Raw genomic sequence first — 24,977 nt, forward strand, 5'->3', positions numbered from 1 at the left:
GTGAAGGGATGCGTGAAAGGAGGTGTGGAAGAAGAAGGAAAGGAAGAGAGGGGAAGCGGTGGGGCGCGCCGCCGACGGCTCAGGCGACCGGGCCCTCGTAGGTGCGCGGCCGCGGCGCCGTGCGTACGGCCCACGAGACGAGGGGGCGGGCGGCCGCGCCGATGGCGAGGAACAGGACCGCCAGCAGCAGCCAGCCGGGGCGCCCGAGGCCGAGGGCCAGGGTGCCGAGTACGGCGGGTGCGAGGGCCTCCGCGAGGCCGCCGCCGAGACCGAAGACCCCGGAGTACTGGCCCTGGGCGTGCGGGGCGGCGAGCCCGAAGGAGTACTCCATCGCGGCCGCCGCGTGCCACAGCTCGCCGAGCGTGTAGACGGCGGTGGCCGCCAGCAGGAGCACGGCGGAGGCCCAGGCGGGCAGCTCGCCGGCCGCCATCATCAGGACCAGCCCGGCCGCGATCGCACCGCCCGCCCAGCGCATCCGGGAACCGGCCGCCGCGGGGTCGCCGACGTTCTTGCTGACCGCGACCTGGAGGGTGATGACCAGGACGGTGTTGAGGACGAGGACACCGGAGACCAGCCAGCGGGGGGCCTCGGTGTGCTCGACGATCCACAGCGGGAGCAGGAAGGTCGGCACCGCGAAGTGCAGGGACATCAGGGAGTTGAGGACGGTGGCCGCGAGGTACGGCCGGTCCCGCAGGGCCTCCCAGCGGCCGCTGAGCGGCGGCGCCTCGACGGGCGCGAGCCGGGGCAGCCGCAGGAGCGCGAGGGCGCAGCCGGCGAAGGCGAGGGCCCGGCCGCCGACCAGGCTCAGATAGGCCGGCGCGGTGTCGAGCTGGATGGCCACTCCCGCGGCCAGCGCCCCGAGCGAGATGCCCAGGTTGGTTCCGGCCCGCAGGTAGGCGCGGAACCCGGCCGGATCGTCTCCGCCGAAGCCCCGTACCAGCGGTGCCCGGCTGGACTTGTCGGCCGCGAACACCACCCCGGTGAGGACCGAGATCAGCACGAACGACCAGAAGGCGTCGACGAGCAGGAAGCAGCACATGAAGACCGCACCCGAGAGCATCACCGCGATCTGCGTCTCCCGTGCCCCCCAGCGGTCCGCGATCCGGCCGCCGACGATGCCGGCCACCAGGCCGACCATCGCTCCGGCGAAGAGCCCGAACGCCACCTGCGACATGGGGAGATGGACGACGCGGGTGAAGTACAGGGCGCTGGACGACATGAACATCCCGCTGCCGAAGGCGTTGACGAAGGTCGCCCCGGCCAGGGTCCGCCGGGGACCCCGCTCCGGCAGGAGCCGCGCGAGCGGCCCCCGCCGGCCGGCCGTGTCGTCGGCCTGGAGCCCCTGAGGGGGCGTGGTCACGGCCACAGCGGGTCCCGGAAGTCCGCCTCGGGCCGCAGCTCCCTGCCCCAGGCGCGGATCTCGCGGCCGGTGACGCCCTGCGGGGCGATCACCAGGCGCTCGTCGAACCAGGCACCCACGTCGGCGAAGCGGGCGCGCAGCTGCTCTTCGTCCTGCGCCGACACGAGCACCTGTCCCACACGGTGGTTGGTGTTGTCGATGTCGCCGAGGAAGCGCTCGCCGGCCGGGAACTCGACCCGTGCGAACTCCACACCCGGCAGGGCGCGCAGCTCGGCGGGGGAGGGGCAGGAGAACATGATGCCGGCGCGGCCCTTGAGGTAACTGGTGCCGAAGATCCCGGGACGCCGCTCCACCGCGGCCGAGGGGGTCCGGCCGAGTGCGCCGTGCAGCGCCGCCTCGCCCAGGTGGATCCCGAACTTGGCCTGGATCTGTTCGTGGATCAGCCCGCCGCCGCGGCGGGCCGCGCACTCGCTGAACGTCAGCCGCCCGGTCTCGGGGTCGTGGAACAGCTCCATGTGGAAGACGCCGTCGCGCAGGCCGAGGGCCTCCAGGGCCCGGCGTACGACCGGTTCGGCCCGGTCGTACGCCCAGGTGTCGTCCTTGGGGTCGAAGTGCCACATCGAGAGCGGGGTCTGCTCGTCGATCATGGTCAGGCAGGGGGCGCCGTAGCGGCCGACCGCCATGAAGAGCAGTTCGCCGTCGTGCAGGAAGCCGTCCGCGATCCACTCCTCCCCGCCGACGTACTCCTCCAGGACGAAGGTGCGCTGTGCAGTGCGGTCCGCGCGGTAGCGGCGGCTGAGGGCGCGCAGCGCCTCCGCGCTGTCGACGACCGCGGTGCGCGCGGTCGCCGCGCCGGCGACGGGCTTGAGCACCGCCTTGTCGTACTCCCACACGACGCCGGAGACGTCGTGGACGTCGTCGATGACGGTGACCCGGGCGGCGGGGACCCCCGCCGCCGCCACCTTGCGCTTCTGGAGCGACTTGTCGCGGAAGTGCACGGCGGTGACCGGGTCGATGGCGCGGCAGCCCAGCTGGGCGGCGAGCACACCGGCGGTGACCAGCGCCCATTCGTCGGAGGTGTGGACGGCGTCGAAGCGGTGCTCGCCCAGTCCGGCCCGGTACAGGGCCATCAGGACGGCCTCGGGGCTCTTGTGGTCGTCGACGAGGAGGACCCTCAGTTCCCCGGGGACCTCGGCGAGTCCGTGGTCGTACCCGGCGGCGCCCCATACGACGACCGCGTCGATGCCCTCGCGCACACAGGCCTGCATGACGTACTTGTCGGTGCCCAGCAGCAGGACGCTGGGGCGCCGCCCGTCCTCCACCACCGTGTATACCTCGTCCTTCAGCGTGTCGATCGTGCGCCGGTCGGCCCGGATCTGCTCCATCCCCTCCGCCGTCAGGAAGATCCTCAGCGGGCTGGTGAGCAGGTCGGCCGTGGGGCTGATGCGCTTGCCGGGGCCGAGTTTGACTCCGACGAGGTGGACGCTGGGCAGGGCCTGGATCCGCTCGACCGCCTCCCGGTCCACGGACTCGACCACGCCGCTGACCTCGGTGCGGGTGCTGTGCACGGCGGCCGCGGCGCGCGGGGAGTAGACCAGGCCCGCGTACTGCCGGGTGAACTCCTCGGGGCGGGCGTAGGCGAGGGCGGTCAGATCGGCCTGGTTGGCGCCCAGGCACAGGTCGTGGAAGCCCGGGTTCATGTTGCCGTTGACGCGTGCGCCGATCTCGACCAGCGCGGGCCCCTGCGCCGTCATGATGACCTCGGCGTGGGCGGGGCCGTGCTCGATGCCGAGCGCCTCCAGCACCGTGTCGACGTACGCGATCAGTTCGGGGACCGGGTCGGCGTCGGGGGCGAGCAGGACGTCGAGGTCGTAGATGTTCTTGCCGTTCGGCAGGATCTCCTTCTCGTACTCCCACACCCCGCAGACGTAGCGCTGTCCGGCGGCGCTGACCGTGTCGACGATGTACTCGGTGCCCTCCAGGAAGGACTGCACGAGCGCCTCGGAGTTGCGCCGGTCGAAGATGTCGGTGGAGCCCAGCACCGCGCGGGCGGCCGCGAGGACCTCGTCCGCGGTGTGACAGCGGTAGACGTGGTCGGTGGAGGCCGAGCTCAGCGGCTTGACGATCACGGGGTACGAGCCCGCCCGCTCGGCCCAGTCGGCGAGGGCCTGCGGGTCACCGCTCTTGTGCTGGTCCGCGCAGCGCACCCCGGCACGCCGCAGGGCCTCGATCATCTCGTACTTGTCGCGGCGGGCGGCGGAGAGCGCCGTCCCGTTGGTGGCCAGGCCCAGGGCCTCGCTGAGCGCGTCGGCGAGCGGGACGCCGGGTTCCTGGCCCGCGAGTACGGCCACGGGGCCGAGCTCCCGGAGCGCTTCGACGGTCGTCTCGAAGGCGGCGGCGTCCGGGCAGTGGAACTGGTCCCGGTAGGCACCGGGATCCGGCTGGAGCATGGTCGACATCGGTTCGGCGGAGCTGTAGACGTGCACCACGTCGACGCCGAGCCGGGCGAAGGCCGGCGGCAGGAAGGTGCCCGTCGAGTATCCGTCGACGATCACTGCGGTCTTGACCGGGCGGGCCGGAGGCGAGTCGGAAGCCATCGGGTCCATCACTCTCTGGAGCGGTGTACGAGGTATGAGGGGCGGCCGTTGAGCCGGCCGGAGTGCCGGGGGTTACGAGCGCGGGGTCGGCCAGCCGATGTCGCTGCGGGCGGCGGTCGACACGACCGGGGCGGGCCAGCCGATGTCGCCGGCGACGACGGGGCGCTTGGGCTGGTTCGGCCAGCCGATGTCGCCGGCGACGGCGGGACGCTTCGGCTGGTTGGGCCAGCCGATGTCGCCGAAGGCGTTTCCGGACGCTCCGGCGACGGCGAGCAGGGCCACGAGGGCAAAGGCACCCGCAGCGACGCGAACCCGGATGACACGCATGAACGAACGCACTGCAACTCCTTGGCAGAGGAAAAGAGGGAGGTCCGCGACGCCGTCGTGACTGCCGCGATGCCAAGGAAGCTAATGCAGAGACTCGCCGTTTGGCAAGATGTTGCCAACCGATTGGCAATTCAAGCAATGGCCTGATTCCGACTGCGGCGGTTGCCCCTGTCCACCCCTTAGGCAAGAATTTGCCCAGCCGTCCCGATACGGGCTAGCCTCGCCTTGTCTGCGGCAGCGTGCCCCGCTGCGTGGAGTGCGACAGGACCGTCCGCCCCGCCCGCGGGCCCCCTCCATGTCCCTGTCCGTCCGATCCCTGGGGTTGATCACGTGTTGGAACAGCCGTTGTTCGGGCGTCGGCTCAAGCAGCTGCGGACCGAGCGGGGCCTGTCGCAGGCCGCCCTCGCCGGCGAGGGCATGTCCACCGGGTACCTGTCGAGACTGGAATCCGGCGCACGGCAGCCCACGGCGCGGGCCGTGGAACACCTGTCCGCGCAACTCGGGGTCGACGCGTCGGCGTTCGCGGAGTCCGTCTCGGACTCCCTGACCCGGGCGCTGGCCATTGCGGCCTCGGCCGACTCCGACGCGAACGTGGAGGAGGTCGAGCGCGCGCTCGCGGCGGGCGGCGGACAGGACCCGCTGCTGCGCTGGCAGGCCCTGTGGACGGTCGCCCAGTGGCGCCGGCGCCGGGGCGAGCACAAGAAGGAGGGGGAGTCGCTGGAGGAGCTGGTCCGGCTCGGCGACGAACTCGGCCTGCCCGAACTGCGCTCCCGCAGCCTGACCCAGCTGGCGCGCTGCCTGCGGGCCTGCGGCGAGATCACCCGGGCCGCCGAGGCGGCCACGGAGGCTCACCGGCTGGCCCGCGAGCACGGACTCCCGGTGGCGGACGTGGCCGCCAGCCTGCTGGCGCTGGTCTCGGTCGAGTCCGAGGGGGGCCGTCTCGCGGAGGCCCGTGCGCACGCGGACGAGCTGACCGCCCTCACCCGGGGGCGCACCGACACCCTGTGGGCCGAGGCGCTGTGGACGGCCGCCGCGGTACGGGTCCGGCAGGGCGATCTCACCAGCGCCCAGGAGCTCCTGGACCAGGCGCTGGCCGGGTTCCCCAGCGCCGCGAACCTGTCGCTGTGGACGCGGCTGCGGGTCGCCGCCGCCCGGCTGCACCTGCAGAAGACCCCTCCGGAACTCGATGTCGCCGAGCAGTACGTCGAGCAGGCCGAGACGAGCCTCGCCTTCGTGGGCATCCCGGCGCTGGGCCAGGAGGTGACCGCCATCAAGGCCGAGATCGCCTTCCAGGACGGCCGGTTCGCCGACGCCCGCACGCTCCTGGACCGGGTCCGCGGCACCGACCCGGACATGACGTACCGCAGTCGGGTCAGGCTGGACATCCTGGACAGCCGGCTGCTGATCATCGAGGGCGACGAGGAGGAGGGGCTGCAGCGGATGCGCCGCCTCGCCGAACAGGCCCAGGCGGCGTCGAACATCGACCTGGCCGCGGACATCTGGCGGCTGCTGGCCGAGACGCTCGCCCAGTCGCGCGGGGGCTCCCGCTCCTGACCGCCGCACCGCACGCCGCGGGGAACGACCCGTGGGAAAGGGGGTGTGGTACCGGCCTCGGCCGGTACCACACCCCCTTCCCCGTCGCGGCCCACGGTCTCACCCGAGCCGGCGGCCCACCACCAGACCCGCGCCCGCCAGCGTCATGAAGCCGCCGCAGCCGAGGATCATCCCGCCCCAGCCGTGGGCCTCGTACAGCGCGGTGCCGGTGAACGACCCCACCGCGCCGCCCGCGAAGCTGGCCAGCATGAACACCGTGTTGAGCCGGGCCCGGACCCCCTCGTCCAGGCGGAAGATGCGCACCTGATTGGCGATCTGCGAGCAGCTGCCGCCGTAGACCAGGAGGTTGCAGCCCACCACCAGGGCGGTCAGCGAGCGGTCACCGAGGAGGCCCATCAGCAGGAAGGCGGCGCTCACGGTGGCGAACGCCAGCAGGTTGACGTGACGGGGACCCCGCCGGTCGCTGAGCCGGCCCGCCGAGTAGGACAGCAGCGCCGCCGGCAGGCTGAACAGTCCGAACAGCCCGGCCCAGGCGACCCCCTTGCCGAACGGCGGACCGGCGAGGTGGAAGGCGAGCGTCGCCCAGAACGCGCTGAAGGCGGCGAAGACCGTCGCCCCCAGGAACGCCGACAGCCTCAGCTCCGGATGGGCCGTCACCAGCCGCGGCAGTGAGGCGATCAGCCGCCGGTAGGGCACCGCCCCGCCGGCCGCCCGTTCGGGCAGCAGCCTCGGCAGGACGAACACCAGCGAACCGGTCAGCGCGGCCGCGGCCAGGTAGGCGGTGCGCCAGTCGCCGGTGAAGCCCACGACCGCCCCCGAGAAGGTGCGCGAGAGCGTCGACCCCAGGGTCAGCCCGATGCCGATCACGCCCAGCGCGCGCCCGCTGTGGCCCGGGCCCGCCATCGAGGCCGCCGTCGGCATGATCACCTGCGGGAGCACGGTGGTGGTGGACAGGGCCGCGGTCGCCACGGTGAGCGTGGCCAGGTCGGGGGCGAGGGCCGCGGCCAGCAGCCCGGCCGTGGTGAGCAGGAGCAACGCCGTGGTCAGCCGGCGCAGCCGGGCCGCGTCCGCGAGCGGGACGACCAGGGCGATGCCGAGCGCGTACCCGACCTGCGCGGCGGTGGCGACCAGACCCGCCGCCGATCCCGAGATGCCCAGACCGGTGGCGATGGCGTCGAGCAGGGGCTGCGGGAAGTAGATGTTCGCGACGGTCAGGGCGCCGGCGGTCGCGAGCGCCACCCCTGTGCCGCGGCTCAGGCCTGCTCGGGGCGGTGTGTCGAGTGCTGTGACGGTCATGCAGGTCCCTCCGCGTACGGGATCAGTGGATGCTGCCGGAAACGATATTGCCAGCTGGGCAACCCTTGTGGCAATCTCTTGCCAATCCCTGGAAACAACCCCGGCCCGACAGTCTTGGGCCTTCCGTGAGCACAAGGTGGAGAACATGAGGAGCGCGCAAAAGCGCCCGGTGGCAGTGCTGGTGGACGCATACACCAGCGGCAACCACTTGCCCCCGGCATTTGCCAAGCTTGATGTCGACGTCGTGCACGTGCAGAGCACACCCGAGCTGATGACCTCGATGCGCCTGCCCGATCTCACGGCCTACCGGGCCGCCGTCCCGTACGGCACCCCGGCCGAAACCGCCGAACGGCTCCGGGAGTTCGACCCGATCTGCGTCGTCGCCGGCCAGGAGCCTGGAGTCGAGCTCGCCGACGAACTGTCCGAACTCCTCGGCCTGCCGACCAACGGCACGGCGCTCTCCCGCGCCCGCCGCGACAAGTACGAGATGATCGAGACCCTGCGGCGCGCCGGAGTCCGCTGCGCCGACCAGCTCAAGAGCGGCAGCGCCGAGGAGCTCGTCGACTGGGCCGAACGGCGCGGCGAGTACCCGGTGGTCGTCAAGCCGCTGTCCTCCGCCGCCACGGACGGGGTCGCGGTGTGCCGCGGACCCGAAGAGGTGCGCAAGGCCGCCGAGGCCGTCCTCGGCACCGTCAACATCTTCGGCGAGCGCAACGACGAGGTCCTCGTCCAGTCCTTCCTCCAGGGCGAGGAGTACATGGTCGACTTCGTCTCGTACGCGGGGCAGCGGGGCCCGTGCGGCATCTGGCAGTACCACAAGCGCCTCGACGGCACCCACCGGATCTACGACCGCGACTCGATCACCCCTCCCGGGTCGAGCCCCGAGCCGGAGATCACCGCCTACATGCACGAGGTGCTCGACGCCCTCGGCATCCAGTACGGCCCCACCCACGCCGAGGTCATCGTCACCCCGCAGGGGCCGGCCCTCGTCGAGATCGGCGCCCGCCTCTCCGGCGGCGTGCTGCCCGACTTCCACGACATCTGCCTGGGCGTCAACCAGGCCGACCTCACCGCCCTCGCCTACGCCCGGCCGCAGGAGTTCCTCGACCGGTACGCCGGCCGCCCCTACGGCAAACTGACCGAGGCCAGCCAGATCTTCGCCGCCACCACCCTCGACGGCGTCGTCGACAGCCTCGACCAGGACGTCATCGCGCAGATCGAGGCGCTGGAATCCGTCCACCTGGCCATCCCCAAGCTTGCCCCCGGCAGCCGCATCCGCCCCACGGTCGACCTCTACACCGCCACTCTCGTGGTGTGGACCCGCCACGACTCGACCGAGGTCCTGGAACGGGACTACGCACGCATCCAGGAGCTCGCGGACCGCGTCTACCGCCTGCGCGAGGACGCGAGGGCGGCCGCATGAGCACCACGTCCGAAGCCCGTCGCATGCTGCTGATCGGCGGCGGCGGGGCGATGACCCTCAGCGTCGACGTCGCCGTCCAGGCACTGGAGCAGGCGCGCTCCCGGGGACTGCTCACCCACGTGACCAACCAGGGCGACACGCTCGCCGCGACCCCCGAGGTCACGGCCGCCGCCGACGGCGCCACCGCAGTCGACTTCACCCGGCCCGGGGAGACCGCCGACTGGGCCGCCGCCGACGCCGGATCCGCGGGCGCGCCCGCCGTCGTCTTCGGCGTCCGCGAGATGGCCCAGGTCGCCGTGGCCGAGACCGCACAGCGCCTGGGAGTGCCCGGCAACCCGCCCGAGGCGGTCCGCCGGATCCGCACCAAGGACGCCTGCCGCGAGGCCCTCGCCGCCGCCGGATTCCGCCAGCCCGCCGTGCGCCTGTGCCACGGCGAGGCCGACGCCCTCGCGTTCCTCGCCGGGACGGCCGGCCCGTGGGTGGTCAAGCCGCGCGACGGCGCCGACAGCGCCGGCGTGCGCAAGGTCACCGGACCCGCAGACCTGCCGGCCGCGCTCGACCGGCTGCCGGACCCCGAAGCCCCTTTCCTCGTCGAGGAGTTCGTCCAGGGCGAGGAGTTCAGCGTCGAGGGCGTCTTCCTCGGCGGCGCCCCCCGCGTGCTCGCCGTCACCGCCAAGGAGAAGCTGGCGCCCCCGTACTTCGTCGAGATCGGGCACGTGCTGCCCGCCCCCCTCCCGCAGGACACCCGCCAGGAGATCGAGGACACGGTCGGCGCCGCGCTCACCGCCCTCGGGCTGCGCTTCGGTCTGTTCCACGTCGAGCTGTGGCTGACCGCCGAGGGCATCGTGCTCGGCGAGGTGCACGCCCGCATCGGCGGCGGCTGGATCCACCGGATGCTGCCCCACGCCAGGACGGGCCTGGAGCTGTACGGGGCCGTCTACGACGACGTGCTCGGCCGCCGGGTGGAGCTGCCGGCCCTCACCCGTGCCGCGGCCACCCGCTACTTCGCCCCGCCCGCCGGCCGCGTCACCGCCGTCGAGGGGTGGGAGGAAGCCGCCGCGCACCCGGCCGTGCTGCACGCCGAACTCCGCCTCGCACCGGGCGACGTCGTCGGCGACTTCCGCAGTGGCGGGGACCGGGTGGGCGCCGTGGTCGTGGGGGCCGACACCCCCGAGGAGGCCCGGGAGCTCGCCCGCGAGCTCGTCGACTCCGTCCGGATCACCGTCGAACCGCTCACCGGGACGGTCGCGGCGGCGGGCGCCGCCGGGACCGCGGGAGTGCCCGAGGTGGCCGTCACCGTGGAGCCGAGGCCCCTGACCAGCTCCTTCCAGATCTCCCACATGACCATCGAAACGGTCGACATCGTCCGGCTGCGGCTGCGCCGCGCCGACGGGACGACCGAGGGCGAGGGCGAGATCGCCGCGGACCTCGGCTACGGACAGGACGGCACGGCCATCGCCGCCGAGGCCGAGGCACTGGCCCGGACCCTGGCCGGCGAGTGCACCGCCACCGCGGACCCGGTGGAGCCGGTCCGCGCCCGCCTGGCGAAGGCCGCCGCCGACGGCGTCAGCGCGCCCGCCCGGATGCTCGTCGAGATGGCCTTCCTGGACCGCGCCGCCCGCCGGGCCGGCGTACCGGTGTGGCAGCTGCTCGGCCTGCCCGAGCCCGGCCGGGTCCGGCTCCTGCACACCGTGCCGATCGGCGAGGAGATCCCCCTCGACGGCAGGCCGCTGAAGATCAAGCTGGGCGGCTCCGACGACGAGGAGGTGCTGCGCTCCCTCCTCGGGGTCGACGCCCCGCTGATCCTCGACGCCAACCGCGGCTGGGACCGGGCCGACTGGGAGCGGCTGCGCCCCCTGGTGGCCGCGCTGGCCCCGGCCGTCCTGGAGGACCCGGTCCGCGACCCCGGGCTCATCCACGAGATCCGCACCGCGCTGCCCGGTACCGCCGTCCTCCTCGACGAGGGCGTCGCCACCCCCGCCGACGCCGAGTTCGCCGTCCGCGTGGCCGGCGGCCTCAACGTCAAGCTGATGCGCTTCGGCGGACTGCTGCCCGCCCTCGCCGCACTGACCACCGCGACCGAGTACGGCGCCGCCCGCATGCTGGGCTGTTTCCTGGAGCCGCCCCGCGCCATCGCCTACGCCGCCCAGCTTGCCGGGCTGTGCGACTGGTCCGACCTGGACGGGCACTTCTGGGTCAGCGACGACCCGGCGGTGGCGGCGTACGGACTCGACAGCAGCGCCCCGGGCATCCCCCGGATCGCGTACGGACGGGACACCGGCGCATGACCGCCGCCGGACGCCGGCTCCCGTACGGGAGCTGGCCCTCCCCGGTCGCCCCCGAGGACGCCGCCCGCGGCGACGCCCTGCTCGAATGGGTCGGTTTCCTCGGCGACGACGTCTGCTGGACCGAGGTGCTCCCCGAACAGGACGGCCGCAGCGGCCTGATGCGCCGCACGCCCCAGGGCATCCGGGAAGTGCTGCCGCCCGGCTGGGACGTACGCACCCGGGTCATCGAGTACGGCGGCCGGCCGTGGCTGGCCCTGACCGGCCGCGCCGAGGACGGCATCGTCTTCACGCACGGCCCCGACCAGCGGGTCTACCGCTGGCAGCCGGGCAGCGACCCGGTGCCGCTGAGCCCCGCCGGAGCCTGGCCCGGCGAACTGCGCTACGCCGACTTCGCCGTCCGCGGCACCGAGGTGTGGTGCCTGCGCGAGACGGTCGGCGACGAAGCGGCCGTGGAGGCCGTACGCCACCTGGTGGCCCTGCCCCTCGACGGCCGTGGCGCCGCCGACCCCGGCGCCGTACGCGAACTGGCCGCCACCCACCACTTCATGACCGGCCCGCGCATCGAACCGGGCGGCGACCGGGTGGCCTGGCTCGGCTGGGACCACCCCGACATGCCCTGGGACACCACCGACCTGATGGTCGCCGAGATCCAGGCCGACGCCACCCTCGCCCAGGCCGTACCCCTCATGGGCGGCCGCGGGGAGTCGGTCACCCAGACCGAGTGGGCCGCCGACGGATCCGGCACCCTCTACGCCGTCAGCGACCCGGACGGCTGGTGGAACGTCCATGCCATCGCCCGGGACGGCAGGCCCCGCAACCTCTGCCCGCGCCCCGAGGAGTTCGGTGAGGCGCTGTGGCGGATCGGCCTGCGCTGGTGCCTGCCCCTGCTGGACGGCCGGCTCGCCGTCATCCACGGGGTCGGCGAGCGCAGGCTCGGCATCCTCACCGCCGACGGAACCCTGACGGACTTCGAGGGACCGGCCACCGAATGGCACTTCGCGGCGACCGACGGCCGCCGCATCGCCGCCGTGGTCTCCTCGCCGGGCCAGCGGCGCACCGTCGTGCTCGCCGATCCGGCCGCCGGCACCGTCGACGTCGTCCGCGCCCCCTCCGGCGGCGCGCTCGACGCCTACGCCACCACGCCGTACCGGCGCACCTACCGGGGTCCCGGCGGAGAGAAGGTCCACGCACACGTCCACCCGCCGTACCACCCGGCCTTCACCGGGCCCGACGGCGAACTGCCGCCCTGGCTGGTCTTCGTGCACGGCGGCCCCACCAGCCGCAGCCACCTGGTCCTCAACCAGGAGATCAGCTACTTCACCAGCCGCGGCATCGGCGTGCTCGACGTGCAGTACGGCGGCTCCACCGGCTACGGCCGGGCCTACCGGGAGCGGCTGCGCCACAGCTGGGGACTGACCGACGTCGCCGACTGCGCCACCGCCGTCCGCGGCCTGATCGCCGACGGGCTCGCCGACCCCGCACGGATCGCGATCCGCGGCGGCAGCGCCGGCGGCTGGACGGCCGTCGCCTCACTCGCCGCCGAACCGGAGCTCTACCGGGCGGCCGGGATCTACTACCCCGTCCTCGACCCGGTGGCCTGGCGTGCCAAGGGCGGCACCCACGACTTCGAATCCCGCTACCTGGACGGCCTGATCGGCCCCTGGCCACAGGCCGCCGACCGGTACGAGAAGCAGTCCCCGCTGTCCGGCGCGGAGTCCATCCGCACCCCCTTCGTCCTGCTGCAAGGGCTCGAAGACACCGTCTGCCCGCCCGACCAGGCCGAACGGCTGCTCCAGCGCATCGACCCGGCCCGCGCCCCCCACCGCTATCTGACCTTCGAAGGCGAGGGCCACGGCTTCAGGCGTTCCGCCACCGTCGCCGACTCGCTGCGGGCCGAGCTCCGGCTCTACGGGCAGGCACTCGGCTTCGCCCCCGCGCACTGAGCGCGCTCCCGCGCACCGCCGCGCGGCTCCACGCTCCACGCTCAACGAACGAACAGAGGCATCCGCATGTCCGCATTCGAACAGCTCAACTTCGACCGGCTCGCGCCAGGCGTCCGCAAGGAACTCCGGGCCCTGCGCACCCTGGACAACCACCACGGTCCGCTCGCCATCCTCTTCGAGTACGCACTGATCGCCGCGTCCGTGGCGCTGTGCGTCGGCGTCTCGTACTGGTTCTACCCGCTGGCCCTGCTCGTCATCGGCTCCGTCCAGCGCTTCCTCGCCCACTTCCTGCACGAGTCCAGCCACAAGGTCCTCGCCAGGAACAAGGCCCTGAACCTGGCCGGCGGCTCCGTCTTCGCCGGTTACCTCGTCTGGCACCTCTACGGCCCCTACCGCAGCTCCCACGTGGGCAACCACCACCGCAACCTCGGCGACGAGCAGAACGACCCCGACTACTCCTTCCACATCGAGTGCGGGCTCTACGACACCGAGCGCTCCGACCGGCACTTCTTCCTCAAGGAAGTCGTCCTCTCCGCCCTCGGCCTGCGCACCTTCGCCTACCTCGGCTACATAGCCCGCGAGCGGGTCTTCTGCGACAGCTCGCAGATCACCGTCTCCGTGCCGGTCTCGCTGCGGACCGAGCGGATCGTCTTCCTCAGCCAGTGGGCCGCGATCTTCGGCGCCTGTGCCTGGTTCGGCGTCCTGCCCCAGCTCCTGCTGTTCTGGTTCGTGCCGCTGTTCACCACCAACGTGGCCATCGGCTGGCTGGCCGAGCTCTCCGAGCACTACCCCATGCCGGAGAGCGAGAACAAGCAGGTCCTGCTCACCCGCAACCGCCACGGCATCTTCCTGGAGCGGTTCCTGATCAGCCGCCACAACGACCGCTACCACCTCGTGCACCACATGAACGCGGGCATCCCGTTCTGGAACCTGGGCCGCGCCCACAAGGTCCTGCTCGCCGACCCCGGCTACGCCGCGTGGGACGGCCTGTGGGCCGGCGCCTTCACCCGGCCCCGCTCCCGCCGCGACAAGGAGACCGTGATCAGCTACGCGGCCAAGTACCGCCTCTGGCGACAGGCCGGCGGCGACCCCGCCGCGGCCGGTCCCAGCTTCGCCCAGCTGATGATGCTCGCCGCCCAGGCCGGAACCCCCGTGGACCCCGCCTCCCCGGCCCCCGCCTCCCCGGCCCCCGCGGCCGCTGCTCCCGCCGCCCCCGCCGGGGACGGCCTCCCCTCCCGTACCGAAGAGAAGATCAAGGTGCTGTCATGACCTCCGCCATGTCCCAGCGCGCACTGCACCAGGCCGCCGGCCAGGGCCTGCGCCTCCTCGCCGCCGACGAACGCTGCCGCGAGGCCTTCACCACCCCCGGCTCCGTCCTCCAGGACGTGCTCTCGCCCGCCGCGCGACGCTACGTCCTGGCCCCCGGCCGCGACGAGTTCCTCGGCCACCTGCAGACCCTGCGCGCCAAGTCCTACCGGATCGCCGTCGAGTTCGTCGGCGAGGAGAACTCCGACCCCGCCGAGATCGAGCGGGTCGTCGACGAGTACCTCGCCGTCCTCGAACACGATCCGGAGCCCGCACAGCTCGGCTTCGACCTGTCCAACCTGGGCCTGACCGTGTCCCGGGAACTCGCGGTCAAGAACACCGCCCGGATCACCGAGGCCGCCGCCGTCCGCGGCAGCGAGGTCGTCCTCAGCATGGAGCGCGCCCCCGCCGTGGACGCCGTGCTCGACGCCTACCGCGAACTCGCCGCGGACCACCCCAACCTCGGCGTCACCCTCCAGGCCTACCTGCACCGCACCGCGCAGGACCTCGACTCCCTCCCCCTGGAAGGGCGCAAGGTCCGCCTGGTCAAGGGCGCCTTCAACGAGTCCACCGCGAACGCACTGGGCCGGGGCCCCGCCCTCGACCAGCGGTACCTGGAGCTGGCGGCGGAACTCGCCCGCCGCGGCGCCCGGGTGAGCCTGGCCACCCAGGACGCCACGGTCCTCGCCGAGGCGAAGGAGCGCGGCCTGCTGGAGCGCGTCACCGAGATCGAGATGCTGCACGGAGTGCGCCCCGACCTGCTGCGGACGTACCGCGAAGCCGGCTACGCCTGCCGCATCTACGCCACCTACGGCGAGAACTGGTGGCTGCACCTCCTGCACCGGCTGGCCGAGCACCCGCCGATGGTGCTCACCGCGCTCGCCGACATCGCCGAGCGCCACCACGACCGCGGCCACACCGTGGGCGCCGGCTACTGACCGCGCCGCGGCCCACCACACCGCAGCGACGCGGCACCCGTACACGAACGAGCAGAGGCAGAGCAGTGGGAGACATGATTCACCTGAACACGGCCGGCGCCGGCCTGGTACCCGCGGACGTCCGGCGGACGATGGCCGAGGTCCTCGACCGTGAAGCCGCACACGGCTGCTACGAGACGGAGGAGCACTACTCCCCGATCGTGGGCGACGAGGTCTACCGGCGGATCGCCCGCGTGCTCGACGCCCCCGCCGAGGACGTGGCGCTCTTCGACAGCGCCACCCGCGCCTGGTGCGCCGTGGTGCCCAGGCTCCGCCTCGGCCCCGCGGACCGGATCTGGGTCACCCCCTACGAGTACGCCGGCAACCTCATCTCCCTGTTCAACCTGCGCGACCGCACCGGCTGCCGCATCGAGGTCGTCCCCACCCTGCCCGGCGGCGACCTCGACCTCGAATGGATGGCCGCGAACATCTCCGACGACGTGGCCCTGGTCTCGGTGACGCACATCCCCTCCGGCTGCGGCATCGTCAACCCGGTCGAGGAGATCGGCCGGCTGCTCGCGCCCCACCGCTGCGTCTACGCCGTCGACGCCTGCCAGTCCATCGGCCAGATCCCCGTCAGCGCCCGCCGCATCGGCTGCCAGCTGCTCACCGGCGCCGGCCGCAAGTTCCTGCGCGGCCCGCGCGGCACCGCCTTCGCGTACATCGCCCCCGAGCTGCGCGCCGCCCTGGCCACGGACTTCCACGACCTGCACGTGGCCCAGGTCGACTCGCCCACCGGCTACCGCATCGACGACCACAGCGCCCGCTCCCTGGAGCTCGCCGAACGCGGCACCGCCGCCACCGTCGGGTTCAACACCGCCCTCACCCTCTTCGAGGAAGGGACCCCGTACGACCACAAGGAGGTGTTCCAGGCGCTGCGCGCCACCGTGGAGGCCACCCCGGGCACCGAGCTGATCGCCCCGGGCACCACCCAGTCGGGCATCGTCTCCTTCCGCCACGACCGGGTCCCGGCCGAGGTGATCCGCGCCCGGCTCGCCGAACAGCGCATCAACGTGTGGAAGATCGTCGGCCACCACACGCCGATCTTCATGGCGGAACGCGGAGTGGAGACCGCCGTCCGCGCCTCCGTCCACTACTACAACACCTTCGACGAGATCGAGGTGTTCGGACGGGCCCTGCGCGCGGCCGTCGGAGCCGGCGCATGAGCGGCCACCGACCGCAGACCCTGCACACCGCGTTCGCCCTGCGGGCCGCCGAGCGCCCGGACGCCACCGCCGTCATCCACGGCGCCCGCCGCGTCAGCTACCGGGAGCTCGACCGCACGGCCGACGCCTGGGCCGCCGAACTCGGTGCGCACGGCGTCGCCGCGGGCGACCTGGTGCCCGTACTGCTTCCCCGGGGCGCCGAACTGGTCACCGCGGTCCTCGCCGTACTCAAACTCGGCGCCGCCTACGCGCTCCTCGACCCCGCCTGGCCCGACCGGCGAATTGGGGAGGTGGCCGCCGAACTCGGCGCGCCGCTGATCATCGGCGACAGCGCCGCCGGTGCCCGGGCCGGCCTCGTGGCCTGGACCCCGCCCCCCACGGGCCGGGAACGGCGCCCGCCGGCCGCGTACCGGCCTGCGGACACCGACCCCTCCGCCGCGGCCTGCGTGTTCTTCACCTCCGGGACGACCGGGCGGCCCAAGGGCGTGCTCACCCCCCACCGCGCCACCGCACGCCTGCTGCGCCCCGGCACCTTCGCCCGCTTCGGCACCGGCACCGTGATCCCGCTGGCCGCGGCGCTGCCCTGGGACGCCTTCTCCCTCGAACTGTGGGCCGCGCTGCTCAGCGGCGGCACCTCGCTCGTCGTCGACGAGCCGTACCTGTCCGGCCAGGCGATCCGCGAGGCGGTCGCCGAACACGGCGTCGACACCCTCTGGCTCACCAGCAGCCTGCTGAACATGACCGTGGACGAGGACCCGGACGCCTTCCGCGGACTGGCCCAGGTGATGACCGGCGGCGAACGGCTCTCCGTGCCGCACGTCCGCGCCTTCCTGCGCCGGCACCCCGAGATCGCCCTGATCAACGGGTACGGGCCGGTGGAGAGCACCGTGTTCGCCACCACGCACCGCATCACCGAGGCCGACTGCGAGCTGCCCGGCGGGATCCCGGTGGGACGGCCCGTGCCCGGCACCGCCGTCCACCTCGTCGACGGGGAGATCTGCATCGCCGGGGACGGGCTGGCCCTGGGCTACCTGGGCGACCCCCGGCTCACCGAGGAGAAGTTCCCCCGCCTCCCCCTCGCGGACGGCGGCACGACCCGCGTCTACCGCACCGGAGACCTCGGCCGCCTCGACGAGGACGGCGTACTCCACTACCTGGGCCGCGTCGACCGCCAGGTGAAGATCCGCGGACACCGCATCGAACCCGCCGAGGTCGAACGGCAGATCGAGGCGCTGCTGCCCGGCGTGCGCGCCTGCCGCGTCGTGGCCCGCCGCGACGCGGCCGGTACCGCCGAGGCCCTGCTGGCCTTCTGCGTGCCCGCCGAGCCGGGCGACCCGCTCACCGGCGCCGAGGACGCCCTGCGCGGCGCGCTCGTGTCCTACCAGCGCCCCGAGGCGGTGATCCCGCTCGCGGCCTTCCCGCTGACCGGCAACGGCAAGCTCGACGAACGGGCCCTGCTGGAGTCCGCCCCGGCAGCCCGGACCGCGCTCGCCCGGACCCCGGCCGCCGGGACTGCGCCGACAGCCGGGACTGCGCTCGCCCGGACGCCGGTCGCCGGGACTGCGCTCGCCCGGACCGCGGTCGCCGGGGCGGAGCCGGAGGAGGCGGCGGCGGGCGAAGACCCCCTGGTGGCACTGGCCGCCGGCGTGTTCGCCGCGGTGCTGGGCCTGCCGTCCGTACCCCCGCACGTCCCCTTCGCCGACCTCGGCGGGACTTCGCTGGCGGCCGGGCGCGTGTGCGCACGCCTGGCCGCCGAACTCGGCCGGCCCGTACCCGTATCGATGCTGTACGCCCACCCCAGCGCCCGGGAACTGGGCCGGTGGCTCGCCGCCACCCGCGCCGGAGCCGCCCCGGCCCCCACCGCACCCGGCGCCGACGTACCCCTCACGGCCATGCAGACCGGCTACCTCACCCAGCACCTCCTCGCCCCCGAGGACCGGTCGGCCCACTGCCTGCTGCTCTTCGAGATCGACGGCGAACTCGACCCGGACGCCCTCGAAACCGCGATCGAGGCCGTGCACGAACGCCACGAGACGCTGCGCACGGCCTATCTCGCCGACCCCCACCCCGTGGCCCGGCCCGGCGACTTCCCGGCCCCCGTCCTGGAACTCCTGGAGCCGTGCCCCGACACCGACACGGCGGTCGAGCTCCTGTGCGAGGTCCTCGGCGACCCCCTCGAACTCGCCGACGGCGAGGTGTGGCGCACCGCCCTGGTACCGGTGGAGGGCCGCGCCCGGCACGTGTTCGGCTGCGTCGTGCACCACATCGCCTTCGACGGGTGGTCCGAATCGGTGCTGAGCGGCGACCTCGCGGCCGCCTATGACGACGCCCGCCGGGGCGCCGCCCCCGCCCTGCCCGCCGCGCTCCCCGTCGCGGAGGCGGCCCGGCTGCACGCCGAACGGCTCGCCCAGACCGACCCCGGTCGCCGGCTCGCCGCCCTCGGGGCCGCGTTGGGCGACGTACCGGCACTGCAGTGGCCCGGGGCCCCCGCGCCGGGGACCGTCCCCGCCCGCGAGACGGCCCGCATCGAGCTCCTCCTCGACGAGGACGCCGGCCCCCGCCTCGACGCGGCCGCCGCCGGATCCGGTGTGACGCGGTACGCCGTCCTGCTCGCCCTCTACGGCCGGCTGCTCGCCGAGATCACCGGCGGGCGCGACTTCGCCGTCGGCGTGCCCGTGGCCCAGCGGGACGACATCAGGCTCCACGACGCCGTCGGCTGCCACATCGAGATGGCCTGCCTGCGGCTGCGCGGCCCGGTCCTCGAGGGCGGCCCGGCCGCCGTCACCGAGGCAGGCCGGATCCTGCGGGAGGCCTTCGTCGCCCAGGACGTGTCCTTCCACGCCCTCGTACGCCACCTCAACCCGCCGCGCACCGGCCGGCCACCGCTGTTCCAGACACTGCTCGTGCTCCAGGACAACGCCCCGGCCCGGCTCGACCTCGCCGGCCTGGACACCACGCTCCTGCGCCCGCCCTACCTGGACCTCCCGCTCGAAGTCCACTGCGAGGTCTGGCCCCGCCCCGACGGGCGGTTGCGGCTCGCGGTCAGCCACCGCACCGCCGCGGTCACGCACGCCGTCGCCCGTGAACTGCTCAAGGGCCTCGCCGACCTCGTCCACACCCTGCCGCTGCCCCAAGGAGATCCCCGATGACCGTGCTCGCCCCCGAGAGCGTCAACCTCGTCGACCCCGAGCTGTACGCCACCGGCGACCCCCACCCCGTCTTCCGCTGGATGCGCGACAACGACCCGGTGCGCTGGCACGGCGCCACCGAGTACCCGGGCTTCTGGTCGGTCACCCGGTACGACGACATCCGCGCCGTCTACGGCGACGCCCGCGTCTTCAGCTCCGCCCAGGGCATCCTGCTGCGCCCCCAGGGTCATGGCCAGGACCCCGGCGGCGGCCGCACCCTGGCACTGACCGACCCACCGCACCACAAGGCACTGCGGACCCTCGTCGCCGACTGGTTCACCACCCGCTCGGTGCGTGCACTGGAGGACGCGATGCGCGAGGCGGTCCGCGCGGTCCTGGCCCGCGCCGCCGGCCTCGGCACGTGCGACTTCGTCACCGATGTCGCGGCGCGGCTGCCGCTCTACGTCATCTGCCGGCTCATGGGCGTACCGGCGCACGAGCAGGAGATGCTCTTCTCCCTCACCAGCCAGGCCTTCGGCGCGGGCGAGCCCGAGACCCGCAGCATCGCCCACCAGCAGATCATGGCCTACTTCGTCGAACTCATGTACCGGCGGATGGACGAGCCCGCCGACGACCTGGTGAGCGCCCTCGTCAACGGCGAGGTCGACGGCGAACTGCTCTCCGAGGAGGACATCCTCCTCAACTGCGACAACCTCCTCGTAGGCGGCACGGAGAACGTCCGCCTCGCCGTCGCCGGCGGCATGCAGACCTTCCTGGACCGCCCGGCCGACTGGGAACGCCTGCGCGCCGACCGGAGCCTGATGCCCACGGCCGTCGAGGAGGTCCTGCGCTGGACCTCGACCGCCACCCACATCATGCGCACCGTCACCGAGCCCGTGCTCCTGCGGGAGCGCCAACTGGAGCCGGGCGACCGGGTCGTGATGTGGACCCCCTCCGCGAACCGCGACGAGCGCTACTTCGAGAACCCGGACACCTTCGACATCGCCCGCCGCCCCAACCGGCACCTGGCCCTGGGCGCCGGCGAGCACTTCTGCCTGGGCGCGATGATGACCCGTACGGAGATGCGGATCCTGTTCACGGAGCTCCTCGACTCCCCGTTCTCCATCGAACAGAGCGGGCCCGCCGTACCGTTGCGCTCCATCGTGGTCAACGGACTGGAGAGCCTCCCGGTGAGGTTCACGGCCAAGTGAGCTTCCTGACCGTCATGGCCCTCACACCCCCCGCACCGCGGGCGCGCCTCCCGCGCCCCACGTCCCCGGCCCCCCGCGCGTCCGGCGGTCCCGCCCTCGTGCGCCGCCTCCTCGAACAGGCCCCGCTTCGAGGCCGACGCCGACGCGTGACGCGTGACGCGTGACGCCGGGCGTTCAGCAGGCCTGGTGGTCGGCGATGGCCTCGGCCGCCGCGCGGTGACCGACCCGGGCCAGGACGGGGTTGCGGCCGCCGCGGTAGTAGTGCTCCGCGGTGAGGCCGAAGCGCAGGGCCCAGCCGCGGCCCCGGGCCCATGTGGCGTCGTCCACGCCCGCCGCCTCGCGGAACACCTTGCGGGTGTCGGCGGACAGCAGGGTCCAGGCCGCCATCGTGTCGCAGGCCGGGTCGCCGACGCCCACGCAGCCGAAGTCGATGACGGCGCTGAGGCGGCCCTGCCGGGCCAGCAGGTTGCCGGGCAGCAGGTCGCCGTGGAGCCAGACGGGCGGGCCGTCCCACTGCGGTACCCGCAGCGCCGCCTCCCACGCCGCGGTCGCGGCCCCGGCGTCGTGCGTTCCGTCGGCGCCCAGGTCCCGGATCGCGGCGCGGACCCCGGCGTCGGCCGTCCCCACCGGCCCGCCCCGGAACGACCGCGGCGCGCCGGCGGTGTCGATGCTCCGCAGCGCGGCGACGAACCGCCCCAACCCGGCTGCGGCGTCGTGCGGTGCGGTGACGGGCTCGTCGAACAGGTTCGCCCCGTCCAGCCACCGGTACACCGACCAGGGGAAGGGGTAGCCCTCGCCCGGGACTCCCCGGCCCAGCGGCACCGGCACGGCCAGCGGCAGGTGCGGGGCGAGGTGGGGGAGCCACCGCTGTTCGAGGTCGACCTGGTCGGCGGCGCCGGGCATGCGCGGCAGCCGTACGGACATCTCGTCGCCGAGCCGGTACATCGCGTGGTCCGTGCCGGCCGAGCGCACCTTCCGGACGGGCAGCCCCGCCCACTGCGGGAACTGCGCCGCGACCAGCCGCGCGACGAGCGGCCCGTCGATGTCGACCTCGTCGGGGTGCATCTTCGTACTGGACATGGGGAGGGACCGTACCGGCCGTTTACGTGGCCCCGCCAAGGGTTTTACCGGAAGGGCCCGGCGGCCAAGCCCCTGCCGCGAGACGCATCAGATCCGGTACATCCCTCGTGATGCAAGGCGGGCGCATGAACGGAGTTCAGCTCTTCCTGCTGGGCCGGACGCTGATGAAGATCGGCGAAGAGGCCATCCCGACCGGTGGCGTCGGCAAGCGCGCGACGAGCACGCGGTCGGTCCTGGTCGTGATGCCCGACGTGTACGCCCACCCCGACACCACCGTCGGCGAGATCGCCGTCCGCTCCGGCCTGCCGCAGAGCGCGGTGTCCGCCTGCGTGGCCCGGCTGCGCGAGACCGGCTCCGTGGCCACCGCCACCGACCCCCGCGACCGGCGGCGCACCCTCGTCCGGCAGAACCCCGACGTCTCCGACCGGCCGGCGGAGGTGGCCGCCGCCCCGATCGACGGCGCCCTGTCCACCGCGCTCGGCACGACCGACCCCGCCGAACCCGCCGAGGTCGTCGCCCTCTTGGAGGCGCTCGCCCAACGCCTCTCGCCCGAGATGCTGGCCCGCCTGACCCTGGAGGCCTAGGTGTAGGAGGCCATGACGTTGCGACGTGGGCGATGGGCCTCGATCGGCACCACTCGACGAGACGACGCCGCCCTTCCACGGCCAGGGGGTGCGTTCCTGTGCGTCACGCAGCGGAACCTGGCGCGGACGATCGCCGTGACCGCTCCCGCCTGTCGATGGCTTCAGCGACCTCTTGGATGGCGCCGCGAAGGAGGTCACCGTAGGGATTCCGGGGAAGGCTGGGAGCATGCGTTTCGGCCGCGTTGATGTGCTCGGTGGCAGCTTCGAAGGAGCCGAGCCGGCGGTAGTCGTCGGCGAGGTTGACGTGCAGGGAGGGGTAGAAGCCGGCGATGTGGAGGCCAGCATGGTGCTCCTGGACGCGCTGCTCGGTAACGGCGTCGGCGGCGTCCAGGGCCCGGATGTCCCAGGCGAGGGCTTGGGCAGGATCGTCGTAGAGATCTGCGAGGTAGTGAGCGAGAGAGCAGCGGTGAAGCGGGTCACCGGTGACGCCGATCGTGGACCACAGGTCCAGTAGCTTCCGGCGGGCGGAAGCGGTGCCACCGGCTTGTCCCTCGGCTACGGCGTGGCCTATTGCTTCCATGGTCGGGTCTGGGCTGGCGGGTGCGGGGGTCACGGAGTGTTCCTCGTTGTCGTTCTCAGGCGGCACGGTCGGGCTTGATGGGCATGGCCAGGGTGGTGAGATCGCCGCGGTCGGCGGAGCGGATCGTGACGGGTTGGTCGTGTCCTCGTAGGTCGAGCAGCACGTCAGGGCCGATCGCGGTGCTCACGGCGGGATAGAGCGTGGTCAGCTCGAAACAGATCTGGAGGGGTCGGCCCGTCGCGGTGGCTGGAAGGGTGATGCCGGGGTGTTTGTTGTCCGCTGACGCGACGTTCACTGCGTGGTCGGCGACATTCAGTGCGACGCGCTCGCCGGGTTGTTCTTCCAGGGCTCGCAGGAGCAGGTCCTTCGAGACGGTCGCACGAGTGGTGACTTCGCCCAGTGACGCGAGCATCAGCCGGTAGTCGGGGAACTCCTCGGGCAGCAATCGGCAGTGCTGGTCCTCGCGGTCGGCCGCGCGGAACCATATCCCGTTCGAGACGGCTTCCAGTCGCACCAGCGGACTGCGGCGGATCTCGGCGAGCGCGGCTCGCAGCTCGTCGCCGTTGACCGTGCCGGCCCACGTCTGCCTCGGCGCTTCAGCCGGCACCAGCGTTCTGGTGGAGAGTCGGTATCGGTCCGTCGCGGTCAGAGTCACTGCCTCAACGCTCGCCTCGAAGCGCAGACCGGCGAGTTCCGGCATCCCGCGCTCGTGTGCGGTCGCGGTCAGGACCTGCTCGACCGCGGCCGCCAGCACGGGCCCCTTCACGGCCGTAGTCGGAAGACCTGGCGCGTTGTCGAGCGCGGACTTGATGGCAGCAGCCCTCTGCTGCACGGCCGCTGCCTCCCCGACGACCTTCGCGACATGCTCATCGAGGAGCCGGGACGCCTCGTCAGCCTCGGAACGAAGCACAGCCTCGACAGCGGCCAGAGGCATGGCGAGCTCGCGGAGCTGACGCAATGTGGTCCCCCGAGCCACCTGGGCAGTGCTGTAGTAGCGGTAGCCCGAGACCACGTCGACCTCGGCAGGGGGCAGCAGCCCGGAGTCGGCGTAGAACCGCAGTGCGCTGGAGGTCAGCCCACTGCGTTGGGCGAAGGCCCCGATCGGCATCAACTCATCATTTGGCACCGCGTCATCATCGAGCTTCAACCAACTTGAAGGTCAACACCGACAAGCACCGACACCAACCTCATGGCCAGCAACACCTAGGACGCCCCGGTGGTCCCGGTGGTCCCGGTCGTCCCGGTCGTCCCGGCTGTCCCGGCTGTCCGGGTCCTCCCAGTGGTCCCGGCCGTGGGCCGGTCCGCCGTGCACGGGACGCGGGAGGCTGTCGGCGCCGTCGTACCGTGCACCGGCGTCGGCCGCGGCTTCGTGTGGTTGCGCACCAGCAGGCACAGCAGCACCTTGACCCCCAGGGCGGCGACCGGCAGGGCCGCCGTCACGTGCAGGGCGGCGACGAAGGCGTCCGCGTACGCCGTGCCCGAGGAGAGCTCCACCGCCAGCCGCCCCGCGAACCGAGTCCCACGAGCGCGGTCATCACGGTGAAGTTCCGGTCCCGGAACAGTGCGAACGGCACCAGCGGTTCACGGTCCTGCCGTCCGCGCTGATGTACGAGGAACCCCGCGACCAGCGCGACACCCGCGTCCAGCAGCGCCCAGACCCCCACGCCCCAGTCGTACCGCTCGCCCTCCTGCAGGCCGAACGCGAGGCAGAACAGCGCGGCGGTCGCGATCAGCACCCCCACCAGGTCGAAGCCGCGGCTGCGCCCGTTGCGTACGTCCGGCACCACCAGGTACGTCAGCACCAGCGCGGCCACGCCGATCGGCACGTTCACCAGGAAGATCCACCGCCAGCCGACGGTCGACACGAGAGCGTGGCCAGTACGGCGATCATCCCCCAGACGCCCATGGCGGCTCCGCGTCGCTGCGCGGGGAAGACCCCACCCAGGCCCTGCAGCCCGCGGGCCGCGATCAGCAGTGGGGCGCTCGGCGCGAGCCCGCACGCCACGCTGGCGAGCGTGACCACCACGCCGGCGGCGAACAGCCGGCGCGGCCCCCACAGGTCCCCGAGCCGCCCCGCGGTGATCAGCAGCGGAGTGCATGCCACTGTCCGCCGATTGGCCCGTGTACCGGGGGGCGCCCCCTGGCAGACTGGCCCCTC

20 protein-coding genes are annotated in these 24,977 nt (G+C 73.2%); 10 read left to right on the forward strand and 10 right to left on the reverse strand.

Translation table 11 applies throughout. The features are described 5' to 3' along the window. Positions 1 to 79: 79 nt before the first annotated feature. The 3 genes from ACIPK4_RS26505 to ACIPK4_RS26515 all read right to left on the reverse strand — a co-directional run bounded on the left by ACIPK4_RS26505 (position 80) and on the right by ACIPK4_RS26515 (position 4,296). A complete protein-coding gene (locus tag ACIPK4_RS26505) occupies positions 80 to 1,360 on the reverse strand; it encodes an MFS transporter (protein WP_402316643.1) in 1,281 nt (426 codons plus the stop codon). After that, positions 1,357 to 3,957, reverse strand: coding sequence for an ATP-grasp domain-containing protein (locus tag ACIPK4_RS26510; RefSeq protein ID WP_402316646.1), 2,601 nt, complete (start codon positions 3,955 to 3,957; stop codon positions 1,357 to 1,359). The genes ACIPK4_RS26505 and ACIPK4_RS26510 overlap by 4 nt, the downstream gene beginning before the upstream one ends. 72 nt (positions 3,958 to 4,029) lie before the next feature. After that, the gene (locus ACIPK4_RS26515; protein WP_054227458.1) at positions 4,030 to 4,296 is read right to left on the reverse strand and encodes a hypothetical protein; all 267 of its coding nucleotides are present in this window, start codon (positions 4,294 to 4,296) and stop codon (positions 4,030 to 4,032) included. Positions 4,297 to 4,614: 318 nt separating this feature from the next. On the opposite strand from ACIPK4_RS26515, the gene ACIPK4_RS26520 reads away from it, so the two are divergent. Beyond that, entirely contained in the window at positions 4,615 to 5,838 is a 1,224-nt protein-coding gene (locus ACIPK4_RS26520) for a helix-turn-helix domain-containing protein (RefSeq protein ID WP_402316649.1), read from the forward strand. A gap of 99 nt (positions 5,839 to 5,937) precedes the next feature. Here ACIPK4_RS26520 and ACIPK4_RS26525 read toward each other — a convergent pair whose 3' ends face one another. Then, the gene (locus ACIPK4_RS26525) at positions 5,938 to 7,134 is read right to left on the reverse strand and encodes an MFS transporter (RefSeq protein WP_402316652.1); all 1,197 of its coding nucleotides are present in this window, start codon (positions 7,132 to 7,134) and stop codon (positions 5,938 to 5,940) included. A gap of 145 nt (positions 7,135 to 7,279) precedes the next feature. Here ACIPK4_RS26525 and ACIPK4_RS26530 point away from each other — a divergent pair, with 145 nt between their 5' ends. From ACIPK4_RS26530 to ACIPK4_RS26565, 8 genes are all read left to right on the forward strand, one after another. Next, entirely contained in the window at positions 7,280 to 8,557 is a 1,278-nt protein-coding gene (locus ACIPK4_RS26530; RefSeq protein WP_402316654.1) for an ATP-grasp domain-containing protein, read from the forward strand. Next, a complete protein-coding gene (locus ACIPK4_RS26535) occupies positions 8,554 to 10,845 on the forward strand; it encodes an ATP-grasp domain-containing protein (protein ID WP_402316656.1) in 2,292 nt (763 codons plus the stop codon). The genes ACIPK4_RS26530 and ACIPK4_RS26535 overlap by 4 nt, the downstream gene beginning before the upstream one ends. Further along, entirely contained in the window at positions 10,842 to 12,788 is a 1,947-nt protein-coding gene (locus tag ACIPK4_RS26540) for an alpha/beta hydrolase family protein (RefSeq protein ID WP_402316659.1), read from the forward strand. Before ACIPK4_RS26535 ends, ACIPK4_RS26540 begins: the two co-directional genes overlap by 4 nt. 66 nt (positions 12,789 to 12,854) lie before the next feature. Further along, positions 12,855 to 14,057, forward strand: coding sequence for a fatty acid desaturase family protein (locus ACIPK4_RS26545; protein WP_402316662.1), 1,203 nt, complete (start codon positions 12,855 to 12,857; stop codon positions 14,055 to 14,057). Then, positions 14,054 to 15,031 (forward strand): proline dehydrogenase family protein, encoded by a 978-nt coding sequence (locus tag ACIPK4_RS26550; RefSeq protein WP_402316663.1) that lies wholly within the window; start codon positions 14,054 to 14,056, stop codon positions 15,029 to 15,031. Before ACIPK4_RS26545 ends, ACIPK4_RS26550 begins: the two co-directional genes overlap by 4 nt. A gap of 74 nt (positions 15,032 to 15,105) precedes the next feature. After that, entirely contained in the window at positions 15,106 to 16,236 is a 1,131-nt protein-coding gene (locus ACIPK4_RS26555) for an aminotransferase class V-fold PLP-dependent enzyme (RefSeq protein WP_402316665.1), read from the forward strand. After that, complete coding sequence (locus tag ACIPK4_RS26560) at positions 16,233 to 19,385, forward strand: amino acid adenylation domain-containing protein (RefSeq protein ID WP_402316668.1); 3,153 nt, start codon at positions 16,233 to 16,235, stop codon at positions 19,383 to 19,385. Before ACIPK4_RS26555 ends, ACIPK4_RS26560 begins: the two co-directional genes overlap by 4 nt. Then, positions 19,382 to 20,575, forward strand: coding sequence for a cytochrome P450 (locus ACIPK4_RS26565; protein ID WP_054220580.1), 1,194 nt, complete (start codon positions 19,382 to 19,384; stop codon positions 20,573 to 20,575). The genes ACIPK4_RS26560 and ACIPK4_RS26565 overlap by 4 nt, the downstream gene beginning before the upstream one ends. 174 nt (positions 20,576 to 20,749) lie before the next feature. Here ACIPK4_RS26565 and ACIPK4_RS26570 read toward each other — a convergent pair whose 3' ends face one another. Continuing rightward, a complete protein-coding gene (locus ACIPK4_RS26570) occupies positions 20,750 to 21,655 on the reverse strand; it encodes an aminoglycoside phosphotransferase family protein (protein WP_402316672.1) in 906 nt (301 codons plus the stop codon). A gap of 125 nt (positions 21,656 to 21,780) precedes the next feature. On the opposite strand from ACIPK4_RS26570, the gene ACIPK4_RS26575 reads away from it, so the two are divergent. Then, positions 21,781 to 22,239, forward strand: coding sequence for a MarR family transcriptional regulator (locus tag ACIPK4_RS26575; protein ID WP_402316674.1), 459 nt, complete (start codon positions 21,781 to 21,783; stop codon positions 22,237 to 22,239). Between the two features lie 103 nt (positions 22,240 to 22,342). On the opposite strand, the gene ACIPK4_RS26580 is transcribed toward ACIPK4_RS26575, so the two are convergent. The 5 genes from ACIPK4_RS26580 to ACIPK4_RS26600 all read right to left on the reverse strand — a co-directional run bounded on the left by ACIPK4_RS26580 (position 22,343) and on the right by ACIPK4_RS26600 (position 24,923). Next, complete coding sequence (locus tag ACIPK4_RS26580; RefSeq protein WP_402316676.1) at positions 22,343 to 22,852, reverse strand: hypothetical protein; 510 nt, start codon at positions 22,850 to 22,852, stop codon at positions 22,343 to 22,345. Positions 22,853 to 22,874: 22 nt separating this feature from the next. Beyond that, positions 22,875 to 23,927: a MerR family transcriptional regulator gene (locus tag ACIPK4_RS26585; protein WP_402316890.1), complete on the reverse strand. Its 1,053-nt coding sequence runs from the start codon at positions 23,925 to 23,927 to the stop codon at positions 22,875 to 22,877. Positions 23,928 to 24,022: 95 nt separating this feature from the next. Beyond that, complete coding sequence (locus tag ACIPK4_RS26590; protein WP_402316679.1) at positions 24,023 to 24,313, reverse strand: hypothetical protein; 291 nt, start codon at positions 24,311 to 24,313, stop codon at positions 24,023 to 24,025. Beyond that, complete coding sequence (locus ACIPK4_RS26595) at positions 24,256 to 24,684, reverse strand: hypothetical protein (protein WP_402316681.1); 429 nt, start codon at positions 24,682 to 24,684, stop codon at positions 24,256 to 24,258. The genes ACIPK4_RS26590 and ACIPK4_RS26595 overlap by 58 nt, the downstream gene beginning before the upstream one ends. Then, a complete protein-coding gene (locus ACIPK4_RS26600; RefSeq protein WP_402316684.1) occupies positions 24,648 to 24,923 on the reverse strand; it encodes a hypothetical protein in 276 nt (91 codons plus the stop codon). The genes ACIPK4_RS26595 and ACIPK4_RS26600 overlap by 37 nt, the downstream gene beginning before the upstream one ends. Positions 24,924 to 24,977 lie beyond the last annotated feature (54 nt).

The organism is Streptomyces sp. NPDC086989, assembly GCF_044745505.1.
Lineage (GTDB): Bacteria > Actinomycetota > Actinomycetes > Streptomycetales > Streptomycetaceae > Streptomyces.

Excerpts from the sequence above, each read along its gene's own strand:
- ACIPK4_RS26510 (WP_402316646.1), bottom strand. The coding sequence starts at position 3,957 with ATGGCTTCCGACTCGCCTCCGGCCCGCCCGGTCAAGACCGCAGTGATC.
- ACIPK4_RS26525 (WP_402316652.1), bottom strand. The coding sequence starts at position 7,134 with ATGACCGTCACAGCACTCGACACACCGCCCCGAGCAGGCCTGAGCCGC.
- ACIPK4_RS26530 (WP_402316654.1), top strand. The coding sequence starts at position 7,280 with ATGAGGAGCGCGCAAAAGCGCCCGGTGGCAGTGCTGGTGGACGCATAC.
- ACIPK4_RS26535 (WP_402316656.1), top strand. The coding sequence starts at position 8,554 with ATGAGCACCACGTCCGAAGCCCGTCGCATGCTGCTGATCGGCGGCGGC.
- ACIPK4_RS26540 (WP_402316659.1), top strand. The coding sequence starts at position 10,842 with ATGACCGCCGCCGGACGCCGGCTCCCGTACGGGAGCTGGCCCTCCCCG.
- ACIPK4_RS26545 (WP_402316662.1), top strand. The coding sequence starts at position 12,855 with ATGTCCGCATTCGAACAGCTCAACTTCGACCGGCTCGCGCCAGGCGTC.
- ACIPK4_RS26550 (WP_402316663.1), top strand. The coding sequence starts at position 14,054 with ATGACCTCCGCCATGTCCCAGCGCGCACTGCACCAGGCCGCCGGCCAG.
- ACIPK4_RS26555 (WP_402316665.1), top strand. The coding sequence starts at position 15,106 with ATGATTCACCTGAACACGGCCGGCGCCGGCCTGGTACCCGCGGACGTC.
- ACIPK4_RS26560 (WP_402316668.1), top strand. The coding sequence starts at position 16,233 with ATGAGCGGCCACCGACCGCAGACCCTGCACACCGCGTTCGCCCTGCGG.
- ACIPK4_RS26565 (WP_054220580.1), top strand. The coding sequence starts at position 19,382 with ATGACCGTGCTCGCCCCCGAGAGCGTCAACCTCGTCGACCCCGAGCTG.
- ACIPK4_RS26570 (WP_402316672.1), bottom strand. The coding sequence starts at position 21,655 with ATGTCCAGTACGAAGATGCACCCCGACGAGGTCGACATCGACGGGCCG.
- ACIPK4_RS26575 (WP_402316674.1), top strand. The coding sequence starts at position 21,781 with ATGAACGGAGTTCAGCTCTTCCTGCTGGGCCGGACGCTGATGAAGATC.
- ACIPK4_RS26585 (WP_402316890.1), bottom strand. The coding sequence starts at position 23,927 with ATGCCGATCGGGGCCTTCGCCCAACGCAGTGGGCTGACCTCCAGCGCA.